The sequence below is a fragment of the Halomonas sp. DP1Y21-3 genome, from assembly GCF_019801245.1.
Classification (GTDB): Bacteria; Pseudomonadota; Gammaproteobacteria; order Pseudomonadales; family Halomonadaceae; genus Halomonas; species Halomonas litopenaei.
The window spans coordinates 168173-187050 of record NZ_JAHVJM010000007.1 but is presented as its reverse complement, the minus strand read 5'-3'; the positions used below and the strand labels follow the sequence as shown (position 1 = coordinate 187050).

The window sequence follows — 18878 nt, the reverse complement described above, 5'->3', positions numbered from 1 at the left end:
AGGGTTATGAACGCGAAGAAAGAATCTCGTCTCCGTCGTGCCCGCCGCGCTCGCGCGAAGATCCGCGAGCTGGGCGTGTCTCGCCTGTGCGTCAATCGTACCCCCCGTCACATCTACGCGCAGATTATCTCGCCGGATGGTGGCAAGGTCCTGGCCAGCGCTTCCACGCTGGACAAGAGCCTGCGCGAGGGTTCGACCGGCAATGCAGACGCCGCAGCCAAAGTTGGTGCGCTGATCGCTGAACGCGCCAAGGAAGCGGGCATCACCCAGGTGGCCTTCGACCGCGCTGGCTTCAAGTACCACGGTCGTGTGAAGGCCCTGGCCGACGCCGCACGTGAAGGCGGCCTGGAATTCTAAAGGGTTTTACGATGGCGAAGAACGAACAGCAAAACGGCGATCTGCAGGAAAAGCTCGTGCAGGTCAACCGTGTCGCCAAGGTGGTCAAGGGTGGCCGTATTTTCGGCTTCACCGCTCTGACTGTCGTGGGCGACGGTAACGGTCGCGTCGGCTTCGGTCGTGGCAAGGCACGTGAAGTGCCGGTCGCGATTCAGAAGGCGATGGACCAGGCGCGCCGCAACATGATCAAGGTGAACCTGGTCGGCGGTACCCTCCAGTATCCGGTCAAGGCACGTCATGGCGCCTCCAAGGTGTACATGCAGCCGGCCTCTGACGGTACTGGTATCATCGCCGGCGGCGCCATGCGCTCCGTGCTGGAATTGGCCGGCGTGCACAACGTGCTGGCCAAGTGCTATGGCTCCACCAATCCGGTGAACGTGGTCCGCGCGACCGTGAATGGCCTGGCTTCCATGCAGTCGCCGGAAGACGTGGCCGCCAAGCGCGGTCTCTCAGTCGAAGCGATCACGGGGTAATACACCATGGCAGCTACGATCAAGGTTACCCAGACCCGCAGCACCATCGGCACGTTGGCCAAGCACAAGGCCACCATGAAGGGCCTCGGCCTGCGCCGCATCGGTCACACGGTTGAACTGGAAGACACCCCTGCCGTTCGCGGCATGATCCACAAGGTCAACTACCTTGTGCGTGTTGAGGGAGAGTAATCCATGAAACTTAACAGCCTGAGCCCGGCACCGGGCTCCAAGCACGCTGAAAAGCGCGTCGGTCGTGGCATCGGTTCCGGTCTGGGCAAGACCGGCGGCCGTGGCCACAAGGGCCAGAAGTCGCGCAGCGGTGGCAGCGTGAAGCCCGGCTTCGAGGGCGGTCAGATGCCCCTGCAGCGTCGTCTGCCGAAGTTTGGTTTCACCTCCGCCAAGTCTTTGGTTTCCGAGGAAGTCCGCCTGGCCGAGCTGGCCAAGGTCGCGGGTGACGAAGTCACTCTGGAAAGCCTCAAGGAAGCCAATGTGCTGAAGGATTCCACGCAGCATGCGAAGGTGATCCTTTCCGGCGATCTGAACAAGGCGGTCACCGTTCGCGGTCTGCGGGTCACCAAGGGTGCCCGCGCAGCGATCGAAGCCGCCGGTGGCAAGGTAGAGGACTAAATGGCCAAGTCAGGAAACATGCCGGCGATGGGCAGCGGTCTGAGTGAACTGTGGGCGCGTCTGCGCTTCGTGCTCCTCGCCATCGTGGTCTACCGTATCGGTGCCCACATACCCGTTCCCGGTATCAATCCTGACCAGCTTGCTGCCTTGTTCAGGGAGCAGCAGGGCACCATCCTGGGCATGTTCAACATGTTCTCGGGCGGTGCCCTGGAGCGCATGAGTATCCTCGCCCTCGGCATCATGCCGTACATCTCGGCGTCGATCATCATGCAGCTCCTGACCGCCGTCTCGCCCCACCTCGAGCAGTTGAAGAAGGAGGGCGAGAGCGGCCGCCGCAAGATCAGCCAGTACACGCGCTACGGCACGGTGGTGCTGGCCCTGGTTCAGGCCACCGGCATGTCCGTGGGTCTGGCCAGCCAAGGCATTGCCTATACGGCCGATCTCAGCTTCTATTTCACCGCGATCATCACCTTCGTGAGTGGCGCGGTGTTCTTGATGTGGCTGGGTGAGCAGATCACCGAGAAGGGCATCGGCAACGGCATTTCGCTGCTGATCTTCGCGGGTATCGTCGCCGGCCTGCCCGGAGCTGTGGCTCAAGCCTTCGAGCTTGCCCGCAACGAGGGCGCGTGGAATGTGTTGCCGCTGTTGGCGCTTAGCCTTCTGGGTATCGCCACCGTGGCGTTCGTCGTGTTCATCGAACGCGGCCAGCGCCGGATCACGGTGAACTACCCGCGCCGCCAGGTAGGCAACAAGATGTATGCAGGGCAGAGCAGCTACCTGCCGCTCAAGGTCAACATGGCGGGTGTCATTCCGGCCATCTTTGCCTCGAGCATCCTGTTGTTCCCCGCCTCCCTCGGTCAGTGGGTAGGTGCGGGCGACGGCATGGAATGGTTGCAGCGCGCGTCCCAGGCGTTGGCCCCAGGTCAGCCCCTTTATATCTTGCTTTTCGCGGCGGCGGTGGTATTCTTCTGCTTCTTTTACACAGCGCTGGTCTTCAACCCCAAGGATGTGGCCGACAACCTCAAGAAGTCGGGTGCCTTCCTGCCGGGGATTCGTCCTGGCGAGCAGACCGCTCGTTATGTCGACAAGGTCATGACTCGTCTGACCCTGTTCGGCGCTCTCTACATCACTGCGGTTTCCCTGATGCCCCAGTTCCTGATCGTAGCGTGGAACGTGCCGTTCTTCTTTGGCGGTACCTCGCTGCTGATCGTGGTCGTGGTCATCATGGACTTCATGGCCCAGGTGCAGTCGCACCTCATGTCGCACCAGTATGAGTCGGTGATGAAGAAGTCCAACCTGAAAGGCTACGGTAGCGGCGGCATCATGCGCTAAGGCGCCGCAGGCCGATTTGGCACGCCGCAAGCCGATTTTGGAGAGAACGATGAAAGTTCGAGCTTCCGTGAAGAAAATGTGCCGCAATTGCAAGATCATTCGTCGCAATGGCGCTGTTCGCGTCATCTGCACCGAGCCGCGGCACAAGCAGCGCCAGGGTTGATCCTGGCCTGAATTGAACCGGGTGCTGGCATACCCCTTGCCCTAATGATGGGAAGGGGGTATGCTATTGCGCCTTTTGTAGTTGATTAACCGAGCAAGCCGCTCAAACTTCGGAGTAAGCTGATGGCCCGTATTGCAGGCGTCAATATCCCGGACAACAAGCATGCGGCGATCTCGCTGACCTACATCTTCGGGATTGGCCGTACTCGCGCACAGGAAATCTGTGAAGCGACCGGCATCGCGCCGACCACCAAGATCCAGGATCTGTCATCTGAAGAGATCGACAGCCTGCGTAGTGAAGTCGGCAAGTATACCGTTGAAGGCGACCTTCGTCGTGATGTGACGCTGAACATCAAGCGTCTCATGGACTTGGGTTGCTACCGTGGTCTGCGTCATCGTCGTGGTCTTCCGATGCGCGGTCAGCGCACCAAGACCAACGCGCGTACCCGTAAGGGACCGCGTAAGCCGATCCGCAAATAACACGCACGTTCTGGCGTAAAGACAGGAATTGACATCAACATGGCTAACCCGCGTAGCAACCGTAAAAAGGTTAAAAAGCAGGTAGTGGATGCCGTTGCGCATATCCATGCCTCTTTTAACAACACGATCATTACGATCACAGACCGCCAGGGCAACGCTCTTTCCTGGGCGACAGCCGGTGGTTCGGGTTTTCGTGGTTCTCGCAAGAGCACCCCGTTCGCTGCTCAAGTGGCAAGCGAGCGTGCAGCAACTGCTGCAGCCGAGTATGGTGTGAAAAACGTCGACGTGCTGGTCAAGGGCCCCGGTCCTGGCCGTGAATCCGCCGTGCGTGCACTCAACGCCGCCGGCTTCCGCGTGCAAAGCATCACCGACGCGACGCCCATTCCCCACAATGGCTGCCGTCCGCCGAAGAAACGCCGCGTTTAAGGAGACAGATTCATGGCTCGTTACATTGGACCGAAGTGCAAACTGTCTCGCCGGGAAGGTACCGACCTCTTCCTCAAGAGCGGTGTCACTCCCTTCGAGAAAAAGTGCAAATCCGAACAGATTCCGGGTGTGCACGGCCAGCGCCGTCAGCGTCTTTCCGACTACGGCTTGCAGCTTCGCGAGAAGCAGAAAGTACGTCGCATGTACGGCGTACTCGAAAAGCAGTTCCGCAACTACTACAAGGAAGCCGCCCGCCTGAAGGGTGCGACCGGTGAGTTGTTGCTGCAGCTGCTTGAGTCCCGACTGGACAACGTCGTCTACCGCATGGGCTTTGGCGCCACTCGCTCCGAGGCTCGTCAGCTGGTAAGCCACAAGGCGATTGCCGTCAACGGCAAGACCGTCAACGTGGCCTCCTACCAGGTCAAGCCCGGCGACGTGGTATCCGTTCGTGAAAAGGCCAAGCAACAGGCGCGTATCCAGAACGCCCTGAGCATCGCCGCCAACCGTGGCGACGTGGCCTGGATCGAACTCGACGCCAAGAAGATGGAAGGCACCTTCAAGGCCCTGCCTGAGCGCGGTGACCTGACTGCCGACATCAACGAGCAACTGATCGTCGAGCTGTACTCGAAGTAAGCGGTCCGTCCGCGCCGCCCTCCTCCGGGAGGGCGGCGGTTATTACCGAGTATTCGTTTGGCAGCCTGAAAGGTGTTCATATGCAGCGTTCAGTGACAGAGTTTCTCCGTCCTCGCGACATCAAGGTCGAAGAGATCAGCGCACACCACGCAAAGATCGTGCTCGAGCCGTTCGAGCGTGGCTTCGGCCACACGTTGGGCAATGCTCTGCGTCGTATCCTGCTCTCGTCCATGCCCGGCTGCGCCGTGGTGGAGACCGAGATCGCCGGCGTCGACCATGAGTACAGCGCGATCGAGGGTGTCCAGGAAGATGTCATCGAAATCCTCCTGAACCTCAAGGACGTGGCGATCAAGATGCACAGCCGCGACGAGGCGATGCTCTCGCTGAACAAGCAGGGCCCGGCCGTCGTCACCGCTGGTGACATCGCCGTCGATCACGACGTCGAAGTGGTCAACCCCGAGCACGTCATCGCCCACGTCAATGAAGGCGCCGAGCTCAAGATGCAGCTGAAGGTGGCCCGTGGTCGCGGCTATGAGCCTGCGGATGTCCGCAGCGAAGCCGACGACGAGACACGCGCCATCGGCCGTCTGCAGCTGGATGCGACCTTCAGCCCCGTGCGCCGCGTTTCCTACAGCGTCGAAGCCGCCCGCGTCGAACAGCGCACCGACCTCGACAAGCTGATCATCAACCTGGAAACCGACGGCACCCTGGATCCGGAAGAGGCGATCCGTCGCAGCGCGACCATCCTGCAAGAGCAGCTGGCAGCGTTCGTCGACCTGGAAGCCGACAAGGAACAGGAAGTGGTCGAGGAAGAGGATCATATCGATCCCATCCTGCTGCGCCCCGTAGACGATCTCGAGTTGACCGTTCGTAGCGCCAACTGCCTGAAAGCCGAGAATATCTACTACATCGGCGATCTGATTCAGCGCACCGAGGTGGAGCTGTTGAAGACCCCGAACCTCGGCAAGAAGTCCTTGAACGAGATCAAGGACGTGTTGGCTGCTCGTGGTCTGTCCCTTGGCATGCGGCTTGAAAATTGGCCGCCGGCTAGCCTGAAGGACGACAAGGCCACCGCCTAAGCGTCGGCTCGAGTCCCAGTTTGGTAAGGAATCACAACCATGCGTCATCGTAAGAGTGGTCGTCACCTCAATCGTACCAGCTCGCACCGCCAGGCCATGTTTCGCAACATGAGCGTGTCGCTGGTCGAGCACGAAGTGATCAAGACAACCCTTCCCAAGGCCAAGGAGCTGCGTCGTCATATCGAGCCGCTCATCACCCTGGCCAAGGAAGACAGCGTCGCCAACCGGCGTCTGGCCTTCAGCCGTACCCGCTCGAAGGAAGCGGTCGGCAAGCTCTTCAATGAGCTGGGTCCGCGTTACGTCGAGCGTCCGGGCGGTTACGTCCGTATTCTCAAGTGCGGTTTCCGCACCGGCGATAACGCCCCCATGGCCTACGTCGAGCTGGTCGATCGCCCCGTCGTTGAAGAAGAGGCCGTCGGCGAGGAGTAATCCTTTCGACAGCGCTTCGATACGACGCGAAACCGACACCTCCGGGTGTCGGTTTTTTTGTGTCTGTCATTTGTCGACGGGACTCTTGGGCATGATGGTCGGAAGCTGGGCCGGCCCGAGAGGGCTGGCATCCAGGGGCAGCGATGACATAAGCGCCAGGGCTGTGTGTCCGCACGGCGTGGCTTCCCCTATGCTGTCAGTCAGGGACAAGGTATCGGGGGAAGGCATGCAAAGGACCTGGCAGAGGCTGTTGTCGATGCTGGTGCTGTCGCCAGTCATCGCCGTGGCGCAGACGCCGGGCGATCCAGAAGAAGCGGGCAAGGAGGCTGCCCAGGCGTCATCATTGGCCGAGGTGGGGGGCAGTGCGGCGCCCACGGTCGCCGCAGGCGAGGTGCGCGACTGCTTTGTACAGATGGGCCAGGGGGCGGTGGGTGACTGCATCGGACTCGCCGCCGACGCCTGCCAGCAGACCCCGGGCGGGGCCACGACCCTGGGCATCGTCGATTGCCTGGCCCAGGAGACCCGGGTCTGGGATGAACTGCTCAACGCCCAGTATCAGGAGCTGCGCGCGTTGATGCGCGAGCAGGACGAGGGTAATCCTGACGTGGGTATCTCCCGGGTGGACGCGCTAAGAGACGTGCAGCGCGCCTGGATCACCTTTCGCGACGCCGAGTGCGGCTACGCCTATGCCCGCTATCAGGATGGCACCATCCGCAGCGTCGTCGCCGCCGCCTGTCAGCTTGAACAGACCGCCCAGCGGGCGCTTACCTTGAAGGGCATCCTGCACGAGAGCAGTCTTTAGGCGTGCGCCTTGCCGCCACCCAGCGATCGCGGCCGCGTCTTCCTGTGGTTTACTGGACGCTTTGACTGAGGCGCTGATCGATCCAGCGGGCCAGGTCGCCCAGCGCGTTCAGGGCGCCTTCTCGGGTATAGGGGTGGGGCCAGGCATCGAGGACCAGATAGCGCTTGTTGCTTTCAAACCTGAAGTCTTTAGGTTCGCCATCGCGATAGAAGGAGCAAGCATCGCTGCAGGTGTCCGGAACGGTGCTCATGAAGTCCTCGGCGATGTCCTCTAGATCTGCAGAAGTAGCCTGCCGGTCGATGTAGCCTCTGACGTAGAAGCCGATACTTTCGCTGTCGGCAGCGTCAGACTCCGAGGTGGGGTAATAGACCAGGCAGGCCTGGTTGTTATGCCCTTCCCAGTGGGGGCAGGAGAAGCGGAGTACCCGCTGTTCGTCACGCCAGGTGCTGCTCGACTTGATGATCTCGTTTTCCGAAATATCCAGAGTGGACGCCAACGTGCGAGTGCACTGCTGAACCAGTTCGCTTTCCAGTAGTCCGAGTTTCCTCGCCGCCTGCTTGAGTTGAGCGAAGTGCTTGAGGGCGAACGTGAGTTCCTTGTCGTCCATGATCATGGCCTTGTCCTGGTGGGCGATGGCGTGCAGGTGCTGCAGCAGTTCCTGATAGAAGACCTGCCATTTGGTAAAGGTGCTGGTGGCGACTTCCTCGCCGAATCGCTCTCGAGCGGCGGTGATCAACTCGTCGTAGGAGACGCATACCCAGTCGACGGGGACATCGTCCCGCTGGGTCAGGGGGCTCAGTACGCAGCGGACCTGATAGGGCTGCTGATAGGCGTCAATCATGGCGGCGTAGGTAGTGAAGGGGTTGTATGACGCCGACGCCCATACCTTGTGTTCGATGCCGATCACAAAGCTGTCGCTCGAGATGACCAGATCGAGCCGCTTGTCGTTGCCATCCCGAACGTCCGGCGACGGGACTTCGCGCTCGACCGAGAGGCTGTCCCAGTCAGTGCACAAGAGCAGGTCGTCTTCTAGCTCACCCGGGAAAGCGCCCTTTTTCAGAAGGCACGCCACTAGCGCCTTGGCCAGCCACCTTGGGGCGCCTTCGTGGCTACCCATGAAGATCGCCATCAGGTCCGACAGTCGGTTCTCGTGTTGCCCCGGCCCTGAAATGGAAAAAAGGTTGGGCTCTGGCGGCGCCGGCGGGGGCATCTGCTCCATCCTTTCGAATAGCGCTTCCAGTGCGCGATGCTCATCATCAAGTGATGGCTCCTTGTTCTCGTGTGGCATGGCGGACCTCCCTGTGTGGGCAAACCGATGATTGTGTGTCTCAGCATATCGAAAGGTGGAGGCACAAAAAGTGATCGAGTTCAGGTGCCAGTCTTCTATTGGTGTTGATATCTGGTATTCAGATGACAACGGCAGTCGCAGGATGAGGCCGCGCCTGTTCCCCGTGATAAAAGTGCGCGACGCCTGGAAGATAAAAGGGGAAGGCCTTGGCCTTCCCCTTTTTTCATTTGCCTTATCTCGGGCGTCTTGCGTTGGCGATGTTGCGACACCCGCTCGTTGTGTTCCGAGGCGTCCTCAGGCGGTCGCGGTTTCCTTGTCGCCCTTGCGCGAGGTGGGGGCGGCGCGTTTGAGCAGCGGCTTGAGGAAGCGTCCGGTGTGGGAGACCTCCATCTCGGCGAGCTGTTCCGGGGTGCCTTCGGCGATGATGCGTCCACCGCCGGAGCCGCCCTCCGGGCCCAGATCGATCAGCCAGTCGGCGGTCTTGATCACGTCAAGGTTGTGCTCGATGACCACCACGGTGTTGCCGTGGTCGCGCAGCCGGTGGAGGACCGTCAGCAGCTGGCGGATGTCCTCGAAGTGAAGGCCGGTGGTGGGCTCGTCGAGGATGTACAGGGTCTTGCCGGTATCGCGCTTGGCCAGCTCCCGGGCCAGCTTGACCCGCTGGGCCTCGCCGCCGGACAGGGTGGTAGCGCTCTGGCCCAGGCGGATGTAGGTCAGGCCCACGTCGACCAGGGTCTGCAGACGACGGGCGATGGCGGGCACCGGGCTGAAGAACTCCAGCGCCTCCTCCACGGTCATCTCCAGCACCTCATCGATGGTCTTGCCCTTGTAGTGGATATCCAGGGTCTCGCGGTTGTAGCGCTTGCCCTTGCACACGTCGCAGGGCACATAGATATCCGGCAGGAAGTGCATCTCGACCTTGATCATGCCCTCGCCCTGACACGCCTCGCAGCGCCCGCCCTTGACGTTGAACGAGAAGCGGCCGGGCTTGTAGCCGCGTGAGCGCGCCTCCTGGGTGCCGGCGAACAGTTCACGAATGGGGGTGAAGATGCCGGTGTAGGTCGCCGGGTTGGAGCGCGGCGTGCGGCCGATCGGGCTCTGGTCGATGTCGATGATCTTGTCGAGCTGATCGAGGCCCTCGATGCCGGTGTAGGGTGACGGCGTCAGGGTAGTGGCCTTGTTCAGCTCGCGCGCGGCGATCGGCATCAGGGTCGAGTTGATCAAGGTCGACTTGCCCGAGCCGGACACCCCGGTAACGCACACGAACAGCCCCAGCGGCAGCTCCAGGGTGACGTCCTGGAGGTTGTTGCCCGAGGCGCCGGTGAGCTTGAGCATCTTTTCCGGGTTGCCGGGGATGCGCCAGGGCGGTACCTCGATGGCGCGGGTACCGGACAGGTACTGACCGGTCAGCGAGGCCGGGTTGGCCATGACCTCCTCCGGGGTGCCTTCGGCGACGATCTCGCCGCCATGGACACCGGCGCCGGGGCCGATGTCGAGCACGTGGTCGGCGGCACGAATCGCGTCCTCGTCGTGTTCGACCACGATCACCGTGTTACCCAGGTCGCGCAGGCGTTCCAGGGTCTGCAGCAGGCGGTCGTTGTCGCGCTGGTGCAGGCCGATGGAGGGCTCGTCGAGGATGTACATCACGCCCACCAGGCCGGCACCGATCTGGCTGGCCAGGCGGATGCGCTGGGCCTCGCCACCGGACAGGGTCTCGGCGCTGCGCTCCAGGTTGAGGTAGTCGAGGCCGACGTTGACCAGAAACTCGAGCCGCGCCGAGATCTCGTTGAGGATCTTCTCGGCGATCTCGCCGCGCCGGCCAGGCAGGCTCAGTTCACTGAAGTAGCGCTGGGCGTCGCCGATCGGCAGGCGCACCACCTCGGGCAGGGTGGTGTCGTCGACGAACACGTGGCGGGCTTCCTTGCGCAGGCGCGAGCCCTCGCAGGTGCGGCAGGGCTGCACCGCGATATAGCGGGCGAGTTCCTCGCGGACCATGCTCGACTCGGTCTCGCGGTAGCGGCGCTGCATGTTCGGCAGCACGCCCTCGAAGGGATGCTCGCGGGTGACCTTCTTGCCACGATCATTGACGTAGCTGAAGGCGATGTCGTCCTTGCCGCTGCCGTTGAGGATCACCTCGCGCTCGTGGCGGGCCAGATCCTGCCACGGTGTCTCCAGGGTGAAGCGGTAGTGCTCGGCCACCGACTTCAGCTGGTTGAAGTAGTAGACGCTGCGCCGGTCCCAGCCCTTGATCACGCCTTCCGCCAGGGACAGCTCCGGGTGGCTGATCAGCTTTTCCGGGTCGAAGAACTGCTGCACCCCCAGGCCGTCGCAGGTGGGGCAGGCGCCGGCCGGGTTGTTGAACGAGAACATCCGCGGTTCGAGTTCGGCGATGGAGTAGCCGCAGACCGGACAGGCGAAGCGTGCCGAGAACGCCATGTCGTCCTGTTCACCGTCCATGAAGTGGACCATGGCGGTACCGTCGGCCAGACCCAGGGCGGTCTCGAAGGATTCCGCCAGGCGCTGCTCGAGGCCTTCGCGCACCTTGATGCGGTCCACCACCACGCTGATGTCGTGCTTGCGGTTCTTGTCCAGCGGGCGCACGTCGTCGAGTTCCAGCACCTGGCCGTCGACCATGGCGCGTACAAAGCCCTGGGAGCGCAGCTCCGCCAGCAGCTGCAGGTGCTCGCCCTTGCGTCCGCTGACCACCGGGGCCAGCAGCATCAGCTTGCTGCCTTCCGGCAGCGCCATCACCTGGTCGACCATCTGCGAGATGGTCTGGGCCTCGAGGTCCTCGCCGTGTTCCGGGCAGCGTGGGGTGCCGGCACGGGCGAACAACAGGCGCAGGTAATCGTAGATCTCGGTGATGGTGCCGACGGTGGAACGCGGGTTGTGGGAGGTGGACTTCTGCTCGATGGAGATCGCCGGCGACAGCCCCTCGATATGGTCCACGTCGGGCTTTTCCATCATCGACAGGAACTGGCGCGCATAGGTGGACAGCGACTCCACGTAGCGGCGCTGCCCCTCGGCGTAGAGGGTATCGAAGGCCAGCGACGACTTGCCGGAGCCAGACAGCCCGGTGACCACGATCAGCTTGTCACGGGGTAGTTCGACGTCGATCTGCTTGAGGTTGTGGGTGCGGGCACCCCTGACCAGAATCTTGTCCATTCCCACCTCGAAGACGCGGCAAAAGGTCGATTATACGTGGCCGGTCGCCCGGCCGGCAAAGCCACCGGTGAAAAGACGCTTGTGAAATGACTCGAGTGTCGGCATTTTCTGGATCGCCCCCAGGCGCTAGAATATGCGGTCCACCTTCGGGGCTCTCTCCCCGCTCTCAAGCCGGAATTCGTTCATGTCCAAGGCCAGACTCTTGTTAGCCTCCGAGCGGCGCGCCATCGTCGGTCTGGCGGGGCTCTATGCCACACGCATGCTCGGGCTGTTCATGGTGTTGCCCGTACTCGCCCTCAACGCCGACCACCTGGTCGGGGCCACCCCGCTGCTGGTGGGGCTGGCGCTCGGCGTCTATGGCCTGACCCAGGCGGTACTGCAGATTCCCTTCGGTCTGCTGTCGGATCGCATCGGGCGCAAGCCGGTGATTGCTGCTGGCCTGGGGTTGTTTCTGATCGGCAGCGTGGTCGCCGCTCAGGCGGACTCCATCGCCATGATGATTGTCGGTCGCAGTCTGCAGGGCAGTGGTGCGGTGGCCGCCGCCATCATGGCGCTTCTGGCCGACCAGACCCGCGAGCAGGTTCGCACCGCCGCCATGGCGACCATCGGTCTGTCGATCGGCGTGGCCTTTGGCGTCGCCATGGTGCTCGGCCCGCTGGTGGCCAGCCACTTTGGCCTGGCCGGGGTGTTCTACTTCACCGCCCTGCTAGCGGCGCTGGGGATGCTGGTGCTGTGGAAACTGGTGCCGCCGGCGCCGCGCCGGCGCGGCCATCGTGACGTCGGCCTCGACCGCGGGCAGCTCGCCAGTATCCTCGGGCGCATGGACCTGTGGCGCATGGACGCCTCCATCTTCAGCCTGCACCTGATCCTGATGGCGATCTTCACCGCCGTGCCGTTCAAGCTGGTCGATGCCGGCGTCGTCGAAGCCCGCCATGGCCTGGTCTACCTGGTGGTGATGGGACTGTCCTTCGTCGCCATGGTGCCGCTGGTGATCGTGGCCGAGAAGAAGCGCAAGATGAAGCTTATGTGCCTGGGTGCCATCGCTACCATCACCCTGAGTCTGGTCGGGCTGGGCCTCGCCGGTTCGGGCCTGGTAGCCCTGGGCGCCTGGCTGTTGGCCTTCTTTACCGCCTTCAACCTGCTCGAGGCCACCCTGCCGTCGATGATCAGCAAGCTGGCGCCGGCCGGGGCCAAGGGCACGGCTATGGGGGTCTATTCCACCAGCCAGTTCCTGGGGGCCTTCCTCGGTGGTGTGATGGGCGGCTTCCTGGCGCAGCAGTTCGGGCTGTCGGCGGTGTTCCTGGGGGCAGCGCTGCTGGGGCTTGGCTGGTTCGTGCTGATGCTCGGCATGCGCGCGCCGCGCCACCTGTCCAGCGAGGTGGTGGCCCTGGCCGACGAACACGAGAGCGATACCCTGGACAACCTGATGGCGCGCTTTGCCGCCGTCGCCGGGGTCGAGGACGTGCTGGTGGTGCCGGAAGAGCGGCTGGCTTACCTGAAGGTGGATCGCGCCACCCTGGACACCGAGGCGCTGGCGCGGCTGACCCGTTCTTCGACCCAGCGCTCCTAGGTAGCGGTAGATAGTTGCGGTAGATAGCCGCGGCAGATAGTCGCGGTAGATAGTGTCGGCACCTTGTCGCGACATCACGTCGCCGCACACTGTCTGCGCTCGAGTGCCGAGCCGTTCTTCACGGCGGCGAATCGTCTCGATCTCGCGTATAGTAGCGACATCCGCTTTTGTGGCGTCGACCGATCGACGCCGACCGATTGTCACCGGGGGCGTGGCAGCTATCCTGCCCGCCGGCCCGGCACCCATTGTCTGCATCAAGGAGTCAACCATGGCCCGTGGCGTCAACAAGGTCATCCTCATCGGCAACCTCGGCCAGGATCCGGAGGTACGCTTTACACCGTCCGGCACCGCCGTGGCCAACCTGAACCTCGCGACCACCGATACCTGGATGGACCGCCAGAGCGGCCAGCGCCAGGAACGCACCGAATGGCACCGGGTGGTGATGTTCAACAAGCTGGCCGAGATTTCCCAGCAGTACCTCAAGAAGGGCTCGAAGCTGTACATCGAAGGTCGCCTGCAGACTCGCAAGTGGCAGGACCAGAACGGCCAGGATCGCTACTCCACCGAGATCGTCGCCAACGACATGCAGATGCTCGATGGTCGCGGTGAAGGCGGCCAGGGTGGCGGCTTCGGCGGCGGCCCTCAGGGCGGCGGCAACTTCGGCGGTGGTCAGCCCCAGCAGGGCGGTGGCAACTTCGGTGGTGGTCAGCCCCAGCAGGGTGGCAACTTCGGTGGTGGCCAGCCCCAGCAGGGCGGCAACTTCGGTGGCGGCCAGCCCCAGCAGGGCGGCAACTTTGGCGGCGGTCAGCAGGGTGGCGCTCAGCAGAACCGTCCGCCCCAGCAGGCGCCCAACCAGGGCGGTGGTCAGAAGGGCGGCTTCGGCGCACCGGACCCGGGCAACTTCGACGACTTCGACGATGAGATCCCGTTCTAAGTCCCGTTGTGGATGCCATCAAATGGCGTCATTAGCAAACCAAGGAGGCCCTGCATCGGCAGGGCCTCCTTGCGTTTCGGGTCTTCTTTTTTGGTCAGCACCTCTTCAGTGCAGAGCCTCTTCTCGCCCAGTGCCTCTCTCTTGCAGCGTCTCTCTTCGGCCAAGGCGCTTCGCCTCAAGTGCCCGGGGTATCAGGGCGTCCTGGGCATGGCACGCTTGTGGGCGGTGCGTCGCCAGGTGGCGATGATGCGCTCGGCGTCCTCGGGGGCGACACTCTCGCCGGTGAGGAAGCGGTCGATCGCGGCGTAGCTGACGCCGAGGGCTTCCTCGTCACTCAACTGCGGGCGCAGTGACTCCAGGTCCGCCGTTGGTACCTTGTTGACCAGGGTGTCCGGGGCGCCCAGCTGTGCAGCCATGTCGCGGACCTGGCCCTTGGTCAGGCCGGCCAGTGGCGCCAGGTCGCAGGCGCCGTCACCGTGCTTGGTGTAGAAGCCCATCACTGCCTCGGCGGCCTGGTCGGTGCCGATGACCAGGCCTCCTTGAGCGCCGGCCACGGCGTACTGGGCGATCATCCGCTGGCGCGCCTTGATATTGCCCATCACGAAGTCGCGGTGGGCCTGATCGCGAAACTCAAGGCCTGCCTGCTCCAGCGCTTCCAGCATGGCGTCGCTGGCCGGCTTGATATTGACCGTCAGGCACTCGTCCGGCTGGATGGCGTCCAGCGCCTGCCTGGCGTCGTCATCATCCTGCTGCTCGCCATAGGGCAGGCGCATGGCGATGAAGCGTGCTTCGGGCAGTCGCTCCCGCGCCGCCTCGACCGCCCGCTGGGCCAGCAGGCCGGCGCTGGTCGAGTCCACGCCGCCACTGATGCCGAGCACCAGGCAGTGCTGGCCGGTGGTGTGAAGCTGGTCGATCAGAAACGCCTGGCGCCGCTGAATTTCATCCCTGATGTCCGCCCCGGGCTGGACTTCGAGTTCACGCGCGATGATGCGCTGCAACTGGTCGATATCGTCGTGGGTCATCCGTGCCTCCTTGCGGGATTGGGGTGTCAGTCGTGCTCACGCCAGTAGGGCGCGAGCTTGCCGTCGCGAATGTCGCGGTGCCAGTCACACACCCGTTTGAGGGCATGATGGGCCGCCGCCAGGCGGACCTCGTTGCGATCCCCGTCGAAATGCTCGGTGGTGGTGATCACGTAGATCTTGTCCTCGTAGCGAAAACCCCAGCCCAGGCACACCGTGCCCTTGGGCGGTCCATCCTCGGGTTCGCCTGGGCCGGCGATGCCGGTGTTGGCGATCGCCAGCTTGGCGTTGGAGTTGTTCAGGGTGCCCAGCACCATCTCCCGGGTGATCTCCTCGCCGGTCAGGCCGTAGCGCGAGATGGTCTCGAAGGGGATCCCGAGGTAGCGGTTCTTGGCCTCAGGCGAGTAGACGGCCAGTCCGCTGTCGATGACCTGGCCGCTGCCAGGTACGCGGGCCAGTTCCGAGGCGATCAGACCGGCGGTGCAGGACTCCGCGGTGGCCAGCTTGATGTCGTGCTCGGTCAGGTAGTCGACAAGATCTTCCAGCCATTCCATGGCGTGCTCTCCTGCGAGGATGAGAGTGGGAAATGCTCGTTTTGGCAAATTCAGCATAGGGGCTGAAGGCCGGGTCTTCCAACCCACTCCTTGCGAGACGGATGCCTCTCTATCTCCACTGATGTCTTATGTTGCCGTGCAGCCAGACAGGCTAAAGTGATAAGCAGACAAATAATTTAGTGGTGATCCAGGAGGGAGCGGCGGATGCAGGATCTGTTGTGGTACCAGTACGCGTTGATCGGGCTGATCTTCTGCTGGAGCGGTTTCGTGCGCTCCAGTCTGGGGTTCGGTGGGGCGGTGCTGGCGCTGCCCTTCCTGCTGCTGGTGCTCGATGAGCCACTGGTGTTCCTGCCGCTGGTGGCGGTGCATCTGTTGATCTTCTCGAGCTGGATCGCCTGGCGCGGCCATCGTCAGATCCAGCAGACCGGCAATACCGGAGACAGCAATATCGACTGGCGCTACTTGAAGCGCGCGCTGGCGATCATGATCGTGCCCAAGCTGATCGGCGTGGTTGGCCTCTTGACCCTGCCGGCTGAGCTGATGACGGCGGTGATCTTCGTGATCGTGATCGTCTACGGCGCCAGCTACGCCCTCAATCGCCCCTTTCGTAGCCGCAGCAAGACGGTGGACGTGGTGCTGCTGGCGCTGGGCGGCTACGTCAGTGGAGCATCGCTGATCGGCGCTCCGCTGATCGTCGCGGTATTCGCTTCCCATGTGGCCAAGCACCAGTTGCGCGACACCCTGTTTGTGCTGTGGTTCATCCTGGTGGTGATCAAGATGGTGTCCTTCATCATCGCCGGAGTGGACCTGCAGCTCGAGCATCACCTGTGGCTGTTGCCCTGCGCCATGGTGGGCCATGTACTCGGCGAGCGAGTCCACCAGGCGCTGCTAGGTGCTCGCTCCGAGGTGTTCTTCCGGGTGCTCGGGGTGGTGCTGGTGGCGGTCAGTCTGGTGGGCCTTGCGACCAGCGTCGGCTGATCGCGCCAACCGGCAGCAAGACGTTTCACCTCGATGGATGGCGAGGGTCTGCTACCTCCAAGAGGGGCGCTGATCGATGAGCAGTTGGTGTAGAATATGGCCCTTTGGTGTCCTCGGGCGTGATGTGCGAGTGGTGGTTCTCGCCGCTATTCTTGTCGCAGCGTCTGGACACCGGCCGTAACGCCAGGGCGTCGTACGAGTCTCGTGCGGCGCTCTCATGGACGAGGAGTCGTCGTGAAGCTGCTGATTCTGGACGCCGGGCATTGTCTGTCCCTGGCCCTGGCGCGGGAAAGCAATCGGCGCGGTGATACCGAGCTGGTGATCGATCCCGCGACCCGCGTGGATCCTGAAGCGCTGCGTACGCTGGCGCCGGACGCGCTGATCATTCCCCCCTTGTCGCGCCCCTTCAGCGTGCCGCCCGCCGCGGTGGTCGAACACGCCGAGGCGGTCGAGGCCTGCATGGAGGCGTGCCGTGACGTCGGCATACCGCTGGTGTGGTGCGTCTGTGACCAGCTCTACGAGGATGGCCACGATTCGCCCATCGACGAGCACGTGATTCCGGCGCCTCGGGATGAGGGGCTGCGCCGGCTGGTGGCGACGGGCGACCGTATCCGTGCCGAGTGCCCCGAGCACCTGATCGTGCGGGTCGGTCCCATGTTCGCCCTGGAGGGTAGCCACGCCTGGCTCGGCGAACTGCTCGATACCCTGATCGATGGCGGCACCGTGCCCGCCGAGACCGACGTGACCCTGTGCCCGACGTCCGCTGATGCCGTGGCCATGGCGCTGATCGGCATGCTGCAGCAGCAGTCCTGCGGCGCCAATGCCTGGGGCAGCTACCATCTGGCCGGGGTAGAGCCGGTCAGCGCCTATACCTTCGTGTGCATGGTGCGCACCCAGTTGGGCACGCGTCTGGAAGGCCAGGGCGAAAACATCGCGCTGGGCGAGGTGAAGGCGCTCAGCCACCACCATGATCAGCCGCTGCGCCGGGTACTCAACTGTCGCCGGGTGCTGGAAGTGTTCGGGGTACACCAGAAGCCCTGGCGGCTCGAGGTGGGGCGCATGCTCGACACCTGGTGTCGGGCGCGGGAAGACGTGGCCTGCCAGGCGACGAGTCAGGGGAAGGACGCATGAATCTGCTGCGCAGCGTGATCTTCTATATTGGCTATTTTGCCGCGATGCTGGTGTGTGGCTTGCTGTTTCTGCCGCCGGCGCCGCTGCTGCCACTGCGCTCGCGCTATCGGCTGCTCAACCTCTACAACCACTTCATCATCGCCTGGTTCAGCCTGGTGTGCGGGGTGCGCTACGAGATGAAGGGGCGTGAAAAACTGCCCGATGGGCCGGTGGTGATCCTGTCCAATCACCAGTGCGAGTGGGAAACCGTCTACCTGCAGTTGCTCAAGCCTCCGGTGTGCACGGTGCTCAAGAAGGAACTGTTGAACTTTCCGATCTTTGGCTGGGGGCTGCGCCTGTTGCACCCCATCGCCCTGGACCGCTCCAAGCCTGCCCGGGCCATGCGCCAGGTACTGAGCCAGGGAGGCCAGCGGCTCAAGGAGGGGTTGTCGGTGCTGATCTTTCCCGAGGGAACCCGGGTAGAGCCAGGCAAGCGTCGCCGCTACAACAAGAGTGGGGCGGTGATCGCCTGTCGCGCCGGGGTGCCGGTGGTGCCGGTGGCCCACAACGCCGGCGAATGCTGGCCGGGGCGTGACTGGATCAAGCGGCCTGGCCGCATCTCGCTGGTGGTGGGCGAGCCTATCGCCACCGAAGGACGCACCCCTGAAGAGGTGCTGGTCGAGACCGAAGCCTGGATCGAGGCGCGCCTGGAAGAGATCTCCAGCGTGCCGAGACCCGCGCCCGAAGAACTGGCACGCAGTGTCAGTCGCTGAACGCGATCCGGCCCCACTGGGGCCGGTCTTGGGGCGCTCGGCATCATCGCCGATCGCCGAGAGCAAAGGCGGTCAAGCCGTCGCTTCGGTGGTGTTTTCCATCTCCTGATAGCCTGTCCGCTGCCTTTCGGCAACACTCAGGTCGTGTACACGCTCTCGCATGCCGTGAACGTCCCTGATGCCGGGAATAAGTTGGCGCGGATGGGGCCGGTCTGCCGTCAGCAGTATCAGGTTACCCAAGCCAAAGAGCCTGAGCAGCAAAGGCTCTGATGTCGACAGGTCGCGGATGCGTGCGATCTCCAACTGATCCACGCGGCGATTCAAGACGCCGTGATAGTAGTAGACTCGGCGCGGTGTGATATCAAACTTGGTGGTGGCCAAGCCAATGATCTTGCAGATGGGAATAATAAGACAGAACACCCAAACAGTGATGATGGCGCAGGATCGGTTCAAGATGATTGAACTGTCTGGAATGTGCAGGCTGATGAGAAACCCATAAAGATAAACGGCAACATGTACTAAATAGTATGTTCCGATTGATGCGAGCAACAATCCAACTATCAGTGAACCCACTCCCGCCAGAATCGAAGGCTTCAGCGTTGCGATAACGCTTTCATTCGAGGTGCTGCCGCTCATGGTCTTCTCCTT

General features: G+C 63.0%; 22 protein-coding genes. 17 read left to right on the top strand and 5 right to left on the bottom strand.

Annotated elements, in window-relative coordinates:
• The first annotated feature begins 6 nt into the window (after positions 1-6).
• The 12 genes from rplR to KUV74_RS19200 all read left to right on the top strand — a co-directional run bounded on the left by rplR (position 7) and on the right by KUV74_RS19200 (position 6839).
• The gene (gene rplR, locus KUV74_RS19255; RefSeq protein WP_045990846.1) at positions 7-357 is read left to right on the top strand and encodes a 50S ribosomal protein L18; all 351 of its coding nucleotides are present in this window, start codon (positions 7-9) and stop codon (positions 355-357) included.
• A gap of 11 nt (positions 358-368) precedes the next feature.
• Positions 369-869 (top strand): 30S ribosomal protein S5, encoded by a 501-nt coding sequence (rpsE, locus tag KUV74_RS19250; protein ID WP_045990845.1) that lies wholly within the window; start codon positions 369-371, stop codon positions 867-869.
• A gap of 6 nt (positions 870-875) precedes the next feature.
• On the top strand, positions 876-1058 hold the full coding sequence (gene rpmD, locus KUV74_RS19245; protein WP_045990844.1) for a 50S ribosomal protein L30: 183 nt from the start codon (positions 876-878) through the stop codon (positions 1056-1058).
• 3 nt (positions 1059-1061) lie between these two features.
• Positions 1062-1496, top strand: a complete 435-nt coding sequence (rplO, locus tag KUV74_RS19240; RefSeq protein WP_045990843.1) for a 50S ribosomal protein L15 — start codon at positions 1062-1064, stop codon at positions 1494-1496.
• On the top strand, positions 1497-2828 hold the full coding sequence (gene secY, locus KUV74_RS19235) for a preprotein translocase subunit SecY (RefSeq protein WP_045990842.1): 1332 nt from the start codon (positions 1497-1499) through the stop codon (positions 2826-2828).
• 49 nt (positions 2829-2877) lie between these two features.
• Positions 2878-2991, top strand: a complete 114-nt coding sequence (gene rpmJ, locus KUV74_RS19230; protein WP_031384759.1) for a 50S ribosomal protein L36 — start codon at positions 2878-2880, stop codon at positions 2989-2991.
• A gap of 122 nt (positions 2992-3113) precedes the next feature.
• Positions 3114-3470: a 30S ribosomal protein S13 gene (gene rpsM / locus KUV74_RS19225; protein WP_045990841.1), complete on the top strand. Its 357-nt coding sequence runs from the start codon at positions 3114-3116 to the stop codon at positions 3468-3470.
• Positions 3471-3509: 39 nt separating this feature from the next.
• The gene (rpsK, locus tag KUV74_RS19220; protein WP_013331014.1) at positions 3510-3896 is read left to right on the top strand and encodes a 30S ribosomal protein S11; all 387 of its coding nucleotides are present in this window, start codon (positions 3510-3512) and stop codon (positions 3894-3896) included.
• A 12-nt stretch (positions 3897-3908) separates the two neighbouring features.
• Entirely contained in the window at positions 3909-4529 is a 621-nt protein-coding gene (gene rpsD, locus KUV74_RS19215) for a 30S ribosomal protein S4 (protein WP_045990840.1), read from the top strand.
• A gap of 80 nt (positions 4530-4609) precedes the next feature.
• Positions 4610-5608 carry a DNA-directed RNA polymerase subunit alpha gene (locus KUV74_RS19210; protein ID WP_108133880.1) on the top strand — a complete coding sequence of 333 codons (999 nt, stop codon included), beginning with the start codon at positions 4610-4612 and terminating at the stop codon, positions 5606-5608.
• A 39-nt stretch (positions 5609-5647) separates the two neighbouring features.
• Entirely contained in the window at positions 5648-6037 is a 390-nt protein-coding gene (gene rplQ, locus KUV74_RS19205; RefSeq protein WP_045990838.1) for a 50S ribosomal protein L17, read from the top strand.
• A 226-nt stretch (positions 6038-6263) separates the two neighbouring features.
• On the top strand, positions 6264-6839 hold the full coding sequence (locus KUV74_RS19200) for a lysozyme inhibitor LprI family protein (RefSeq protein ID WP_222517134.1): 576 nt from the start codon (positions 6264-6266) through the stop codon (positions 6837-6839).
• Between the two features lie 49 nt (positions 6840-6888).
• Here KUV74_RS19200 and KUV74_RS19195 read toward each other — a convergent pair whose 3' ends face one another.
• Positions 6889-8127 (bottom strand): PD-(D/E)XK nuclease family protein, encoded by a 1239-nt coding sequence (locus KUV74_RS19195; RefSeq protein WP_222517133.1) that lies wholly within the window; start codon positions 8125-8127, stop codon positions 6889-6891.
• 294 nt (positions 8128-8421) lie between these two features.
• Positions 8422-11292, bottom strand: a complete 2871-nt coding sequence (uvrA, locus tag KUV74_RS19190) for an excinuclease ABC subunit UvrA (RefSeq protein WP_045990837.1) — start codon at positions 11290-11292, stop codon at positions 8422-8424.
• A 184-nt stretch (positions 11293-11476) separates the two neighbouring features.
• Between uvrA and KUV74_RS19185 the strand changes: the two genes are divergently transcribed.
• Both KUV74_RS19185 and ssb read left to right on the top strand, forming a co-directional pair.
• Positions 11477-12862 carry an MFS transporter gene (locus KUV74_RS19185; protein ID WP_108133424.1) on the top strand — a complete coding sequence of 462 codons (1386 nt, stop codon included), beginning with the start codon at positions 11477-11479 and terminating at the stop codon, positions 12860-12862.
• A gap of 268 nt (positions 12863-13130) precedes the next feature.
• Entirely contained in the window at positions 13131-13796 is a 666-nt protein-coding gene (ssb, locus tag KUV74_RS19180) for a single-stranded DNA-binding protein (RefSeq protein ID WP_045990835.1), read from the top strand.
• A gap of 191 nt (positions 13797-13987) precedes the next feature.
• Here ssb and nadE read toward each other — a convergent pair whose 3' ends face one another.
• Together nadE and KUV74_RS19170 are read right to left on the bottom strand one after the other, a co-directional pair.
• A complete protein-coding gene (gene nadE, locus KUV74_RS19175; RefSeq protein WP_222517132.1) occupies positions 13988-14818 on the bottom strand; it encodes an ammonia-dependent NAD(+) synthetase in 831 nt (276 codons plus the stop codon).
• A 26-nt stretch (positions 14819-14844) separates the two neighbouring features.
• Positions 14845-15369, bottom strand: coding sequence for a CinA family protein (locus KUV74_RS19170; RefSeq protein ID WP_045990833.1), 525 nt, complete (start codon positions 15367-15369; stop codon positions 14845-14847).
• Between the two features lie 204 nt (positions 15370-15573).
• Here KUV74_RS19170 and KUV74_RS19165 point away from each other — a divergent pair, with 204 nt between their 5' ends.
• The 3 genes from KUV74_RS19165 (at position 15574) to KUV74_RS19155 (ending at position 18230) form a co-directional block, all read left to right on the top strand.
• Positions 15574-16347 (top strand): sulfite exporter TauE/SafE family protein, encoded by a 774-nt coding sequence (locus KUV74_RS19165; protein WP_045990832.1) that lies wholly within the window; start codon positions 15574-15576, stop codon positions 16345-16347.
• 234 nt (positions 16348-16581) lie between these two features.
• Positions 16582-17478: a sugar nucleotide-binding protein gene (locus KUV74_RS19160; RefSeq protein WP_045990831.1), complete on the top strand. Its 897-nt coding sequence runs from the start codon at positions 16582-16584 to the stop codon at positions 17476-17478.
• The gene (locus KUV74_RS19155; RefSeq protein WP_045990830.1) at positions 17475-18230 is read left to right on the top strand and encodes a lysophospholipid acyltransferase family protein; all 756 of its coding nucleotides are present in this window, start codon (positions 17475-17477) and stop codon (positions 18228-18230) included. Before KUV74_RS19160 ends, KUV74_RS19155 begins: the two co-directional genes overlap by 4 nt.
• A gap of 72 nt (positions 18231-18302) precedes the next feature.
• Here KUV74_RS19155 and KUV74_RS19150 read toward each other — a convergent pair whose 3' ends face one another.
• Entirely contained in the window at positions 18303-18866 is a 564-nt protein-coding gene (locus tag KUV74_RS19150) for a PH domain-containing protein (RefSeq protein WP_222517131.1), read from the bottom strand.
• Positions 18867-18878 lie beyond the last annotated feature (12 nt).